Source organism: Sphingomonas endolithica, from assembly GCF_025231525.1.
Lineage (GTDB): Bacteria > Pseudomonadota > Alphaproteobacteria > Sphingomonadales > Sphingomonadaceae > Sphingomonas > Sphingomonas endolithica.
Genome location: NZ_CP103057.1, coordinates 2,009,173 through 2,023,380, shown reverse-complemented (window position 1 = coordinate 2,023,380; position 14,208 = coordinate 2,009,173). Strand labels below are relative to the sequence as shown.

The window sequence follows — 14,208 nt, the reverse complement described above, 5'->3', positions numbered from 1 at the left end:
GGCGCGGGAAGACGGCCGCAGACCATTCTGATTTCAAGCCATCCTGGCCGAGCGGCGACTTGTTCAGTGCGATGGTTAGCCGCGCCAAAAGCGTTTACTGTCCATCAGCTCGGCATAGGCATAAACCGAGTGTTCGAGCAGAGGACCGTGCAGCGTCAGGTCTGGCCGAAGGGCGTCTGCCGTGGGCGTGCCAATGAGGTTCAGTTCGGCCAACACCGCTGTCGCGGTAGCTAGATCGTTCAGATCGCCAAGATGCGCCTGCAGCTTTTCCAGCGCGTCATGAAATCCCCGGTGGCGCCGAGTGGCCTTCTTGCCTTGAAACAGGCTGGCGAAGAACTCGGTCGCGTAGCGCAGCTTCTTCGCCTCGATCCGGGCCTCGTGCCGTTCTTCGTCCCCCACCTTGTCGAGCTTGCGGCCAAGTCTCTTCAGTCGGCGCCGATGTTTCTCCAGAGCATCCGCGGCAAATTGTTCAATTGGCTGCGCCCGTGCCTTGGTATGAGCCGCGTTGGAAGACCAGGGGCCCATTGCCGTCCATTCGGACACATCCAGCATCAACGCGCGCAATCGATCGGATGCGAGGGCCGTCTGTACGGCAGCATATGCCTTCTTGCGCGCTGCCCGAAGCGGCTTCGCTGCCTCCTTGCCTGACACCCGCTCGAGCAAGACATCGAGATTGCGAGCCTGGCCGAGCTCCGCGGCAATCCAGCGCAGCTCTGCCCGGATGTTATCGTACCGTTCGTCGCGCACGACGCCCTTGAACGTCGACAAGGCGGAGCGCAGCCGTCGTAGCGCCACGCGCGCCTGATGGAGTGCGCCGGCGCTCCCGGTACGTACCAGGATAGCCTCGTTCAGGCGAAACTGACGCATGCATGCACCGACGATCGCCTGGAAGCCCGCGGCGGTCGACATCCCCACCTGCAGTTCAAGCGGACTGGTTTTTACCGGCTTATCTGGAGCAGTGGATGCCAGTCTATACCCGCGCTGGGACTTGGTGAGCACGCCCAGCCGCATGGGCGCGGATTGATCAAGTTCCCTCGCCAAGGAGAATAATGCCGCAGGAGCGCCGCCCTTCAATTCCAGTTCGATCTCGTGGACGCGATCCGAGCGATCGCCGGCTAGAATTTGGCCGCGGTCAAGCACGACTTCGATGATCGCGTCTTCCCGCGACACCAAGGCGACCGTCCGGACGACCTTGACCTGGAAGACGGGTTCAAGCCGGTCGAGCTCGGCGTGCGGGATCAAGCTGCGAAGAGGAGAGGCATCATCATCCAGCGTCGGTTCCGCGCCATCGATCACGCGCTCCCATTCGGGACGGACGAACAGCCCGGCTGCGGCCGCGCTCTCCGCCTTCATGGTCTGGATCCGGTTGTCTCCGACCGTGCGGACCCGCAGCGAGAACCCTGCCTTGCGAAGGAATTGCTCCGGCGTGTCGAAGTAGACCGAGTCCTGCTCACGATCGACCGCCTCGTCGCTGCCCAGAGGCGAGGCACCGAGGAGCGCGGCGAGGTTCGCCGGATCGACCTCCAGCTTCAGTTCGAATTCCTCGCTCGGCGGGATGCTCTCAAATCCGTTTGCGTTAGCGTCCTCGGGGATCGTCGACCCACCGCGGTCACGCTTCGTCCTCTTTCCCAACACGGCCTCCAGTCACAGACGAGCACTCGCTCGTACCAAGGCCACATACAACTAACGGTGCTCGGCGTGGGGTCCGTGCAGTGCTGCGGACTGCTTCAGCTTGTTCCCGGATGTGCTGACGATTGCTTGCCAAAGGGCAAGCAATCAGGGGTAAAGCTTGCCTGGCTTTCGGCCGGAGCGGTTGCTCTGACAAGACCCTCAATAGATATGGTCAGATCTCATCCGCGCTCTCTCCGATCGCACCGGACCCCCGCACCGTCGATGAAGCAGGTGTATTTTGGCGGGTGACGGCGACGGTCAATCGGCTAGGTTGCGGCCAGCAAAGGGGAACCATCTGTGAATCACCGCGCCTTAACTGCCGTCGCACTCTGTCTCTGCGCCAGCCAGCTGGTCGCGCAAACCGCGCCGCCGACGCAGAAGCCGGTTCAGGATAGTCAAGCGCCGGAGGACAAGGTTACGGCGCCAATCCCCAGCGCCGCCGAGCCGCTCCCGCCGACGGGGCCCGCGCCGGACGTCGCCGCCACGCCGATGACGCCGTCCGCCGCGGCTGCGAAGCCGCCCAAGTGGGACGTCAACAAACCGCGTGGCCTGCGCACCCGCGACGTGTCGATCCAGGTCGACGAAGGCAGCTGGATGAACGTCGACGTGTCGCCCGACGGCCGGTTGATCGCGTTCGATCTGCTCGGCGACATCTATACCATGCCGATCGCCGGCGGCACGCCGACGCGCATCGCCGATGGCCTCGCCTATGAGCATCAGCCGCGTTTCTCGCCCGACGGGCGACGCATCGCCTTCACGTCCGATCGTGGCGGCGGCGACAATATCTGGGTGATGAACGCCGATGGGCAGGACAAGAAGCAGGTGACCAAGGAGGACTTCCGCCTGCTCAACCAGCCGACCTGGAACCCGGACGGCCGCTTCATCGCCGCCAAGAAGCATTTCACCACCGGCCGCTCGCTCGGCACCGGCGAAGTGTGGCTGTACCACGTGTCCGGCGGCGGCGGCGTGCAATTGGTCAAGCGCGCCAGCGAGGAGCTGCAGAAGGAATTGGGCGAGCCGATCTACGCGCCCAACGGCAAGAGCATCTATTATACGCGAAACGTCACGCCCGGGCCCGTCTTCGAATATGCGCAGAATTCGCGCACCAACCTGTTCAATATCGAGCGCTACGACGTCGACAGCGGTGAGGTGACGACGGTCGTGTCGGGCGTCGGCGGGTCGGTGCGGCCGACGCCTTCGCGCGATGGCAAGCGTATCGCCTTCGTGCGGCGCGAGAACAACGTGTCGAAGCTGTGGGTGAAGGACTTCGCCACCGGCATCGAGCGCATGGTCTATGGTCCGCTCGACCGCGACGTGCAGGAAACCTGGGCGGTGACCGGCGTCTATCCGAACATGGCATGGACCGCCGACGACAAGGCGGTGGTGTTCTGGGCCGGCGGCAAGCTACGCCGCGTGACGGCGGATGGCGCGGCGACCGCCGCGGTGATTCCGTTCCGCATCAACGATACGCGCGTGGTGGTCGACGCGGTGCATCCGCAGATCGAGGTCGCGCCGGATCGCTTTGCCACGCACATGCCGCGCTGGGCCAGCGTGTCGCCTGACGGACGCATCGTGGTGTTCGAGACATTGGGCAAATTGTGGCTGAAGCCCGCCGCGGGGGGGGCGGCACGGCGGCTGACGCGTGGTGGCGACGAGCTGGAGCTGTTCCCGACCTGGTCGCGCGACGGGCGGCAGATCGCCTTTGTCGGCTGGAGCGATGCCGGTCTGGGGCAAGTCCGCACCGTGGCGGCAGGCGGTGGCGCGGCGCGCAACGTTACGACGGTCGCCGGCCATTATGCCCGGCCGCGTTTCTCGCCCGATGGCAAGACGATCGCGTTCGAGCAAGGTGAGGGCGGGGGGCTGACCGCGTCGCGCGGCAATCCCGGCACCGGCGTGTACCGCGTGTCAACGAGCGGCGGCGCGCCGATCCGTCTCATGACGGACGCCGCTGGCCCGCAGTTCGGTGCGGCCAACGACCGCGTGTTCGTGATGGCCAACGACAAGGGCAAGCGCCAGTTGGTCAGCGTCGATCTTAGCGGCCAGGATCGCCGCGTCCACGCTACCGGCGAACTGGTCAACGATTACCAGGTCGCACCGCGGGGCGATTATGTCGCGTTCCGGCAGAATTACGAAGCGTTCGTCATGCCGTTGATGCCAGGTAAGCAGGCGATGGAGATCGACACCAAGGGCACCGCGATGCCGGTAACCCGCGTCAGCGGCGACGGCGCCGATTTCATCAACTGGTCGAACGACGGGCGGCAGATCCATTGGAGCGCCGGACCGACGCTGTTCACCGCGGAGACGGCGGCGTTGTTCCGCCCGGCACCGGCGGGCGAGGATGCGCCGAAATTCCCCGCGCCGCGTACCGGCGTGTCGCTGTCGATGGATGTCACCGCCGACAAGCCGACCGCCACCGTCGCGCTGACCGGCGCACGCGTCGTCACCATGGCGCGCGCCGATGGGGGAATCATCGACGACGCCACGGTGCTGATCCGCGGCGATCGCATCGTTGCGGTCGGGCCGCGCGCATCGGTCACCGTGCCGGCGGGCGCGATCACGGTCGACGTGCGGGGCAAGACGATCATCCCCGGGCTGGTCGATGCGCATGCGCACGGGCCGCAGGGTGAGGACGAGCTCGTGCCGGAACAGAACTGGTCGGCAATGGCCAATCTGGCGCTCGGCACCACGACGATCCACGATCCTTCGTCCCGTTCGGCGGAGATTTTCCCGGCGGCGGAAATGCAGCAGGCGGGGATGCTGCTCGCCCCGCGCACCTTCTCCACCGGCGAGGTGATCTACGGCGCCAAGGCGGCCGACGTGTACGCGCAGATCGACACCTACGAGGATGCGCTGGCGGTGGTGCGGCGGCTGAAGGCGCAGGGCGCGCATAGCGTGAAGAACTATAACCAGCCGCGCCGCGAACAGCGCCAGATGGTCGTTGCCGCGGCGCAGGCCGAGAATATGGAAGTGGTGCCGGAAGGCGGGTCACTGTTCACGCTCGACATGTCGCTGGTTCAGGACGGCAATGCGACGGTCGAGCACAATGTGCCGCTCGAGCATTTCTATGCCGATGTCGTCAGCCTGTGGTCGCAGACGACGGTAGGCTACACCCCGACCCTGGTGGTGGCTTATGGCGGCCCGGCGGGCGATCCCTATTGGCGCGCACATAGCGATGTGTGGCGGCATCCGCTGCTCAGCCGTCACGCGCCGCCCGCCTTGCTCGCCGCGCAGAACGCCCGGCGGGAGATCGCACCGGAGGAGGATTATGCCGATGCCGCCACTGCACGCGAGGCGAAGAAGCTTGCCGACAAGGGTGTTCCCGTCGCGATCGGCGCGCATGGTCAGCAGCCCGGGCTCGGCGCGCACTGGGAGATGTGGAGCTTTGCGCGCGGCGGGTTCAGCCCGATCGAGGCTCTGGGCGCGGGCACGATCGCCGCGGCCAGATCGCTCGGCTATGCCAAGGATGTTGGCTCGCTAGAACCCGGTAAGCTCGCCGATCTTGTCGTGTTGGATGCCGATCCGATCACCGATATCCGCAACAGCGACAAGGTGTCACAGGTGATGCTCGGCGGACGGCTATACGATGCGGCGACGCTGAATGAAGTCGCCACCGGGACGCGGAAGCGCAAACCCTATTGGTGGGAAAACGGAACGGGCGGCGCGGACACCGGCTCCCGGCTTACCGTCGGCCACGGCTTTGGCGACGTAGACTGATCAAAATATGGGAGCGGGACTCTGTCAGAGCAAATGCACCTTTGATTAGGAGGGGGAGGGTAGGGCGTTGGCATGCCCCGCCCCCGCAAGCCTGCCAGCCCGTTTCGGTACTTCAATTCATCACCCGAGGTGATCCGCCTGGTGGTCATGATGTACGTGCGTTTTCCGCTGTCGCTCCGCAATGTCGAGGACCTGCTGTTCGAGCGCGGTATCGACATTTGTCACGAGACGGTACGGATGTGGTGGAACCGGTTCGGCCCGATGTTCGCCGGCGACATCCGCCGCCAGCGTATCTCGCGCATGCGCGGCTTTCGTCACTGGCGCTGGCACCTGGACGAGATGTACGTGAAGCTGAATGGCGAGATGGTCTACCTCTGGCGAGCGGTCGACCACGAGGGCGAGATCCTCGAGAGCTACATCACCAAAACCCGCGACAAGGAGGCAGCGCTGCACTTTATGAAGAAAGCGCTGAAGCGTCACGGTAGCCCTGAGGCGATCACGACCGACGGTCTGCGGTCTTATCGTGCAGCGATGAAAGAGCTCGGTAACGCCAACAAGCAGGAGGTCGGGCGCTGGGCTAACAACCGGGTGGAGAACAGCCACCTTCCGTTCCGACGAAGGGAGCGGGCAATGCTCAGGTTCAGGCGAATGAAGTCCTTACAGAAGTTCGCCAGCGTGCACGCCAACGTCCACAACGGCACTGTCAGACCAAATGCACCAGGCGAGAATGGTGGGGTTGCTAACGGTAGCTTTAGACCTCGGTCCTACTCTGAACTGGCTGTCAGTGCTGCGGACTCCTTCGGCTTGTTCCCGGATGTGCGTACGATTGCCTGCCGAAGGGCAAGCAATCGGGGGTAAAACTCGCCTGCGTTTCGGCTGGTGCGGTTGCTCTGACAACACCGTCGGGATCTCATCCCGACCTGGAAGCACAGCGAGAACATAGGCGGATCTTGCCCTGAACAAAGTGATAGCGACGGTGATCAACTTGCTGTCCTAACCAAATGGGAAATCAGTGGTGCATTGGGTTTGACAATGCCCTTAAAAGCATAAGCGGCAGTTTTTGGTCTTCTCTACGTGACATACTTCCGTGGGCGGCATTTTGTTGTCATTAGCGAGTCATATCACGATGCGACTTAGCGTTCATGAGCAAGGCTTATGACTTCGTTTCGTCCCGCGCGGCTGTGTTCTCCGCCGCTATAATGGCGGCGATGCTACTGGGGGTGCCCCACGCGAGCGCGCAGCAGCATCAGGCGTCCACATCGATCGACTGGGTTGCATTGGCCATGGGCGCGATCGGCGGGCTCGCGCTGTTCATGTACGGGGTCGGCATCCTTGCTGAGAGCCTGAAGCAGGCCCAGGGCGGACGCTTTCAGGCGCTGCTGAAACGATGTTCCTCGAACCGCTTCGCGGCTTTGGCCAGCGGCACTGCCGCCACGGTGGTGCTAGATTCCTCATCGGTGGTGATCATCCTCCTTATCACGATCATCGATGCAGGCCTGATGCCATTCGCCAATGCCCTGCCAGCGATTCTTGGCGCCAATATCGGCACGACGTTCTCGAGCCAGGTCTTTGCCTGGAATATCGACATTTATGCGCCTGTCGCCATCGCGGCCGGTCTGCTGTGGAAAGTTCTGGGTAAGTCGGACAAGGCAAAGCAGCGGGCCGACATCCTGCTGGGGCTGGGGCTGGTGCTGTTCGGGCTCAACATCATTGGCACCGCGGCCGAGCCTCTTCAGGACCATCCCGAGATCATCGCGCACCTGAAGCAGCTGGAGAATCCTTTGCTCGGCGTCGCTGCAGGTGCGCTTCTGACGATTGCCATCCAGTCGTCGTCCGCGATGATGGGCATCGTCATTACCTTGGCCGGGGGCGGATTGATCACGCTGCCCGCGGGCGTGGCGATCATGCTGGGCGCCGAGATTGGCACCTGCGCCGACACGCTGATTGCAACGGTCGGACGTTCTCGGTCTGCCGTCAAGGCAGGGATCTTTCATCTCGGCTTCAACGTGGTCTCTGTCGCGTTCGGCGTTCTCCTGATCGATCAACTCGCCAAGTTCGGCGCGGCGACCGCGACCGACACTGGACAGCGCATCGCCAACGCGCATGTGCTCTTTAACGTCGCTGGTGCGTTAATCGCGTTGCCGTTTGTTGTCGGCTTGTCTCGGCTGCTCGATCGGATCGTGCCGGAGCGGGCCGGGGAAGATACGCCAGGTGACGCCGAAGAGGCGATAGTGCAGGGGGCTTGAAGAACTTAGTATGTCTAGATACCTGAAGGCGTTACTTATCTTTACTGCCGTTATGCCAGGCGCGGCGAGTGCTGGATGCGTAATGAGCAGCATTGTGTCCATGGGCCCGGAAAAGCTTTACATGGATACTATGAAGCACGCGGATATCGTCGGGTTCGCGCGTATTATTCCCTCATCTCCTGATGAGCCATATCGGCAAAAATTAGAGATCGTAGACGCCGTTAAAGGAGGTCGTGGTATTATATCAATGGCGCCATGGCGTAATGATGTCGCCGAGTTTGGGGGTGAAGTAGGCTATCGGTTTTCTGAAACGAATAAATCTCCGTTCCTCGTAGCATTGACCCTCAGTGACAAAGGATATTATGTCCAGGAGTGTGTTCAGCTTCAGGCGGATGAACTAGAGAAAAGAGGATTGCTTCGGCTTAGGGAGCGTGGGATCAAACCTTTGAGCCGATCGCGGTGAGCAAGCGCAGATCAACGAGCGGACCGCGTCCGATTTGCGCGATATCGATTATCGGCTAGGTGCAGGGCCGACCTGCTGGACCGCCGCCCGCGATTAGCTGAAACGCACGCAGGTCGCGTCCCAGCCACCAGAACGATGGTGGGTTTTCACGGCCGAAGGCGTGGTCGCGCCTGCCAAAAAGCTGATGGATATTGTGCCAGACTATACGCCACTCTGTTATCCAAGCACCGGCCGCGCCTGAGGCTGCTGACGGCCTTGGGACCGGCCAGCGCACGTTGCGCGGCGTGGCCAGCCTGTCCGCTTAAACTTTCTTTCGTAGATCCACCACTTTAGCGGAATAGGTTCAGGTTGATCGCGTTCGCCATGGCCAAGAAGCCTTGGTCGTTCGGGTGAAGTTTATCGGTACCGTTGAACTGCTTGGCAATGGCCTGGGGGTTGGCCGGGTCGGAGACCGATTTGTCGAAATCGACGAACCCGTCCGCCTCCTTGTTCTCGCGGATCCAGCCGTTCACCGCCTGCCGCACCTTCTCGCCATCTTCGCTCCAGTAGCGCGCGCCCTTGTACGGCGTGATCGTTGCCAGGATGACCTTGACCCCGCGGGCATGACCAGCCGCAATCATCTGGCGATAGCCCGCGATCATCTGCTCAGACGTGGGCAATGGGAGCTTGGCATAGGCAGCGATGCCTAGATCATTGACACCTTCCAGCACGATGACATGGCTGACGCCCGGAACGTTCAGGGCATCACGCTCAAAGCGATTGACTCCGCTTAGCGCTCCGCCGTCGCGCAGTAGTTGATTGCCGCCAATCCCGGCATTGGCAACGCCGATATTTCGCTTGTTCTGCTGCAGGCGCCGGGCGAGCAGATCGGGCCAGCGTCGGTCGAGGTTCAGCGTGGCGTGAGCCCCGTCAGTTATCGAATCGCCAAACGCAACGATGGTCCTGACAGGCTTGCCATTTTCGACATCAATTCCGGCGAGGACGGCCATCGAGATGAACAAGCTGGGATCGCGCAGCTTTGCCGCCGCCGTTTGATCGCCGGGGGCGATCCAGTGCGTGGCATTGGCATAATCGTGATATGTCGGTGCGGCGATTTCATCTGGGAAATAGATGCTGACGGCGACCCGATCGAACGGTGCGGTCTTCATATCGATCGCATCGCCGAGTACCGTGCCGTTCGCCGGCATCGTCGCACCCCCCTGACCAGAGAAATAAACCACCCGCTCCGTGCCAGGCACGATCGTGCCCCGCTCATCTACTTTCGCGATGCGGACCACGCCAAGCCGGGTCGGCGTCGGCGTAAGCTCGTTGGAGAAGCGTAAGCGAAGATGATCGCCACCAATGCTGAGCCGCACGATCTGGCGCAGCGTGTGGTCCTTAAACTGCGGGTGAGCACGGGCGAGCGACCGCGGCGCCGACTGCATCGCCACTTCCCAACTCCGCGTCCAATGCTGCGCCGCCGCGGGGCCGGCAGCGGCAAGCGCCATACCGATCGCCGCTAATGCGAACCGAATTTTCTTCATGCTTGTTGCTCCGATCACTTGGCGAGATTGCTGTTGAAGAAGGTCGCGATGTCCTTCAGCGCCGTCTTGGTCTCTTCGAAATCGGGACCTGCGATGTAGCGGCCGTGGCTCAGCCCTTCGTAGACGATCAGTTCGCTATGACGGCCCGCATCGCGCAACTTGCGATCCACACGGATCGTGTTCGACAGGAACAGGTCGCGGGTTCCGGTGAGTAGCAACGTGGGCGGGAAGCCGGTGAACGAGCCGTAGATCGGCGAGACCCGCGGATCCTTGAGGTCGATGCCGTGCGCGTACTGCGCGGCCGAGATGCTCAGGCCGTCCTGATACACCATCGGATCGACATACCGGTTGAGGAAATAGCTGTCTCCGGTTTCGGACAAATCCGACCAGGGAGTTCCCGCCATGATCGCGCCAGGGACAGGCAGCCGCTCGGTGATCGCGCGCTGCACTGCCGAAAGCACCAGGCTGCCGCCGGCCGAGGTGCCGAACATGCCGAGCTTGTTCGCAGGCATCTTCGCGCTGACCGCTTTCCACACGGCGATCGCGTCGTCCACCGGCACCGGATAGGGGAAGTCCGGCGCCATGCGGTAATCGACCGCGATCGTTTTCATACGCGTGGCACCGGCGACGAAGATCGCTTCGCCGACTGCCGCCTCGCCCGCACCAGAGGTGTAGCCGCCGCCGTGGAAATGGACGAGCACCCGTCCATGGTTGGTTTTCGGAGCATCTGTGGGGGTCAGGACGTAGCAGTGAACCCCGGCTATCGTCTCCTCCCGCATCGCAAGCTTGTAGCGCGCGAGAAGCATCTCGACCGTCTGGTGTTTTTTAGCGGGGTTGGGGTTCGATCGCTTGTTCCACCCTTCGTTGGTGGTCGGCACGCTCGCTGGCGCCTTGGACGGGCCGGACAGAGAGATTACCTTCTGCATCGCCGGGCTGGCCGTGGTGGGCACGGGCAGATCATGCGCGGGGATGCTGCGTGTGGGCAGGCTCTGCGCGGCGCACACCATGGGGGTCAGCAGGGTTGCTAGCGACGCCCCCAGCATGGCGGAAGAAACAAACTTCATCGGGTTACTCCTGGGAGGCACGTGCGATGCGAACCCGCTCGCCTTTGTTGGTGTCGAAACGGAGATAGTCGCCTGCCATGCGCACATCCGGGCGGCCCGCGCGTCGCACGACGGCCGGAGCGTCGAACGGATTGCGCAACGTGCAGCGCGCTCCCGCCTGTGACAGGATGGCGAGAGCATCGATCTTGCCGCCCGCGATTGTCGCCTCGACGACGAAGCCCCCGCGTGCCGCCAGTTTGAAACTAGCGTCCCAGCCCCTCGGCAGAGCAGGAACGAGGTGGAGCACCGGATCCTCTCCGGGTGCCGGCGGGTTGCTTTGGAGCAGCGCCATCTGGAGCGCCTGCGACGCGCGGCCGAGATGCTCCGCTGCGAGCGCCTGCGCGCCCTCCATCATGCTCATCCGGTTTCGCAGGGCCGCGCCGTTCTTGTAGGTGCGCGACTGTGGGAAAGCCCTAGGCTCCATCTGGTTGGGTACCAGGATAGCGACCGCTTGCGCACGTCCGAGCGTGGCGGCCGCGATGCCGAGCTTCGACAGAACCCCAGGGGACGCGCCGGGCTTCGGCCCATCCGCCGTGACCAAAGCATCGAACGTCGCCTGTCCGATGTCGCGCACGACGCCGTCGGCGGCCTCCACGCCGCACGTGTCGAAGAACCAACTCGGCAGGCTGTTAACGTCGGGACGCAGGAAAACGGGGTTTGCTTTCACCACTGGCGTCCGCGCCGCAGCGAAGGTCGCGGGGCCGGGCGCTTCCTTGCGACCGAGCGCGTCGGAATCAGTCGTCAGCGGCAACGGCGCGAGATGATCGAGGAACTCGCGCCAAGTGGCCCGCATCCCCGTGTCCGATCCCAGCAGTTGCGACGCGCGGAGCAGCGCGCCCAAGACTCCGCGGATCGCGAACATGTCTTCATTGGTGTCGCGCGCACCACGCACGGGCTCGCTGTTGTTGGCGCCGCTCAGATGGTAGCGGCCGTCCGCGCCCTTCTGCATGCGCGGATGGTGACGATAAAATTCCACCGCGCCGCGCAGCATCGGATAGGCGCGCTTCTCCAGCCAGTCGCGGTCGAGCGTGAATTCATACTTCTGCCAGAAGAGGTAGGCGACCTTGGCGGTTGCCGCGAAGATGTGGCTGGTCGGGCCGTAGCAGCCGTCGCCGCGCTCGGGCACCACATAGACCCCGTCCTTCCACTGGCCCGTCGCCTTCCAGTTCCATACGCTGGAATGGGCGTGCTTGGTGGCGCCATAATCGAGGAACGCCTTGGATCGCTCCGACCACGGCTGGCGCTCGAGATAGAGGTCCTGAAGCTCGGCCGCAATTGTCGGGGGTAGCGGTTCGAGGCCGTCGAAGTAGACGGTCTCGGGGATGAAGATGCCCTGCGATCCCCATTGTTGCTTCGCAGCGGTGGCGCAGGAGTCGAACATCGCCGAGTACATCGCGAACATTGGCTCCATCAGCTCGAACCGGCCGGTACCTGGCATCGTTTCGTAGTAACAGCTGAGATTGGTGAACCAATGCTGCGCGCCCCAGGCGCGCACATCCCCGCCAGTATTCCACAGCATACCGTTGAACTTGGGCGGGTATGGGCCACCACAGGAGGAGGACGCCATCAGGTAGAGGAAGTAGTGATAGCCGGCCTGGGCACGTTCGGCGCGGCCATCGGCACTGCGCAGTTCGATCGAGCCCTGATCCCAGAAGCGGTGCCACCAACCCTGTGTTTCGGCCGCGACAGCGGCGAACCCCTGTGTCCGCACGGCCTGTACGGCACTCCACGTCGTGGCGAGTACATCCGCCTTGGGATCAAAGCTGGCGGACGAGCCAACGAAAAGCGTTATGGCGCCGGTACGCGTAGTGGTGAGCGATACGCCTGTTTCGTCGATCAACTCGCTCGCTGCACCCACGTCGTCAAACGTAAGCCCGACGGCGGAGCGGCAGCTATGACCAGCCTCACTGAAATCCTGGGTCAGCGCGATGCGCCCCGGCATTGCGTGGCGGGTCGATGTCGCACGATGATTGCGCGTCTGCACGGTGCTGGCTTGGCAGACCGCATCCGTCTCGCTTTGGGCGCCAAGATATTTGGATTCATAGCGCAGCATGCGCAGCACCGCCGAGACGCGTGCCGGGTGGGCGCGACGGTCGTTGATCGCGATAGCGAACACATCGTGGGTACGGCTCGGCACGATGCGAACAGTGATGCCTTCACCTTCGATCGTCATCACGCCGTCGTAAACTGACAGGTGCTGCTTCGGGCTGGCGAACGGCTGCCCGTCGAAGGCAATGTCCAGAAAGGCGCAGCCGCCGCAATAATCGTTGTGTGGCTCGAAGAAGCTGTTGGACGCCCTGTTGCTGGGGTAGACGTCGACCCGGTTGATCTGCAGGCGCAACCGCGACGGTGTCGTCCAGACCAGACTGCCCATGCGGCCGTTGCCGATGGGTATGCCTTCCTCGCTCCGCGTGACCGGATCCGTGTAGTGTAGATCCGACAGGGCGATACGACGACCGATCGCGCTGGCGGGTGGCCGGGGCTCCGACGAGTTGAAGTTTTCAGCGGCAACCGGAGCAACGGACAGCCCGGTGGCAACTGCGCCGGCGGACTTGATGAAGGTCCGACGCGAGAGCGGATCGGTCACTGGCGCGCTTCCTTTTGCTGAGCAACGCGACTGGCGCGCCATGCGAGCAGTGCCTCCGGCTCGTCGGTCTGAAAGATGGTGATGCCGGCCTCGGCCATTCGGCCCCACACGGCTTGAGGGTCGCGCAAGGCGGCCTTGTCGCCGCCCCAGCCCTGGATGAAGCCAGACCACAAGGTATTGACCCAAAGCGGCACGCGCCCACGCTTGGCCATCGCCGTAACGGCAGGCAGCTGTTCCGGACGCATCGACGGCAGTTCGATGGCGACCGGTTTTGCGCCATTGATCTGCCGAGACAGGATAGCTGGTAGATCAGCGCTTGTGTCGGCATTCGTCAGGATCACGCCGAACGGCACGAGATCATAGGGCGCTAAGCCGGCCAGCGCCGGGGTGGTGGGGCCGGCGACGTTCTTCACTACCACCTGGTCCTGCATGCCGGCACGGCGCACGGCATCCACCACTTCGGTATAGATACCGTCTTTGATGTCGAGGTTGAGCAGGATGCGCCCGTGCGCTGCTCGCAACATCTCCCCCAGTGTCGGGATACCATGTTCCGTCTGCGCTACGTTGCGGCCGCCCAGATTGTCGCGCAGCCGCAGCGTCCGCAGCTTGGCGAGCGATGTCGCCGACACATAGCCTTGTCCAGTGGTGGTCCGGTCCAAGGTTTCGTCGTGCAGCATCACCAGTTCGCCGTCGGACGTGCGCCGTACGTCTACTTCCGCCATATCGACGCCAAGCCGGATGCAGTTCTCAAGCCCGGCAAGCGAGTTCTCGGGCGTGGCCGGCAGGCCGTGTACCGGTGCCGCGTTGTGGCAACCACGGTGAGCGACGACGACAAACTGCCGGTTATCGACCGAAAGTCGCTTACGCGCTGACTGGGCTGCGGCAGCCGCCGGATCCAACA

General features: G+C 63.3%; 8 protein-coding genes and 1 pseudogene. 4 read left to right on the top strand and 5 right to left on the bottom strand.

Going from position 1 to position 14,208, the window contains the following annotated elements:
• Positions 1-75: 75 nt before the first annotated feature.
• Positions 76-1,632, bottom strand: coding sequence for a CYTH and CHAD domain-containing protein (locus tag NV382_RS09485; protein WP_260600242.1), 1,557 nt, complete (start codon positions 1,630-1,632; stop codon positions 76-78).
• Between the two features lie 528 nt (positions 1,633-2,160).
• On the opposite strand from NV382_RS09485, the gene NV382_RS09480 reads away from it, so the two are divergent.
• The 4 genes and pseudogenes from NV382_RS09480 to NV382_RS09465 all read left to right on the top strand — a co-directional run bounded on the left by NV382_RS09480 (position 2,161) and on the right by NV382_RS09465 (position 8,094).
• Positions 2,161-5,385, top strand: coding sequence for an amidohydrolase family protein (locus tag NV382_RS09480; protein ID WP_260600371.1), 3,225 nt, complete (start codon positions 2,161-2,163; stop codon positions 5,383-5,385).
• 72 nt (positions 5,386-5,457) lie between these two features.
• Positions 5,458-6,081: pseudogene (locus NV382_RS09475) on the top strand (IS6 family transposase); the annotation flags it as partial.
• A gap of 446 nt (positions 6,082-6,527) precedes the next feature.
• The gene (locus tag NV382_RS09470; protein WP_260600240.1) at positions 6,528-7,631 is read left to right on the top strand and encodes a Na/Pi cotransporter family protein; all 1,104 of its coding nucleotides are present in this window, start codon (positions 6,528-6,530) and stop codon (positions 7,629-7,631) included.
• Between the two features lie 82 nt (positions 7,632-7,713).
• On the top strand, positions 7,714-8,094 hold the full coding sequence (locus tag NV382_RS09465; RefSeq protein WP_260600239.1) for a hypothetical protein: 381 nt from the start codon (positions 7,714-7,716) through the stop codon (positions 8,092-8,094).
• A 329-nt stretch (positions 8,095-8,423) separates the two neighbouring features.
• Here NV382_RS09465 and NV382_RS09460 read toward each other — a convergent pair whose 3' ends face one another.
• From NV382_RS09460 to NV382_RS09445, 4 genes are all read right to left on the bottom strand, one after another.
• On the bottom strand, positions 8,424-9,371 hold the full coding sequence (locus NV382_RS09460; protein WP_260600238.1) for an SGNH/GDSL hydrolase family protein: 948 nt from the start codon (positions 9,369-9,371) through the stop codon (positions 8,424-8,426).
• 260 nt (positions 9,372-9,631) lie between these two features.
• The gene (locus NV382_RS09455; RefSeq protein WP_260600237.1) at positions 9,632-10,681 is read right to left on the bottom strand and encodes an alpha/beta hydrolase; all 1,050 of its coding nucleotides are present in this window, start codon (positions 10,679-10,681) and stop codon (positions 9,632-9,634) included.
• Positions 10,682-10,685: 4 nt separating this feature from the next.
• Positions 10,686-13,307, bottom strand: coding sequence for a glycoside hydrolase family 95 protein (locus NV382_RS09450; RefSeq protein ID WP_260600236.1), 2,622 nt, complete (start codon positions 13,305-13,307; stop codon positions 10,686-10,688).
• Complete coding sequence (locus NV382_RS09445) at positions 13,304-14,206, bottom strand: glycerophosphodiester phosphodiesterase family protein (protein WP_260600235.1); 903 nt, start codon at positions 14,204-14,206, stop codon at positions 13,304-13,306. Before NV382_RS09445 ends, NV382_RS09450 begins: the two co-directional genes overlap by 4 nt.
• Positions 14,207-14,208 lie beyond the last annotated feature (2 nt).

Coding starts and splice junctions, on each gene's coding strand:
- NV382_RS09480 (WP_260600371.1), top strand. CDS start 2,161: ATGACGCCGTCCGCCGCGGCTGCGAAGCCGCCCAAGTGGGACGTCAAC.
- NV382_RS09470 (WP_260600240.1), top strand. CDS start 6,528: ATGAGCAAGGCTTATGACTTCGTTTCGTCCCGCGCGGCTGTGTTCTCC.
- NV382_RS09465 (WP_260600239.1), top strand. CDS start 7,714: ATGAGCAGCATTGTGTCCATGGGCCCGGAAAAGCTTTACATGGATACT.
- NV382_RS09455 (WP_260600237.1), bottom strand. CDS start 10,681: ATGAAGTTTGTTTCTTCCGCCATGCTGGGGGCGTCGCTAGCAACCCTG.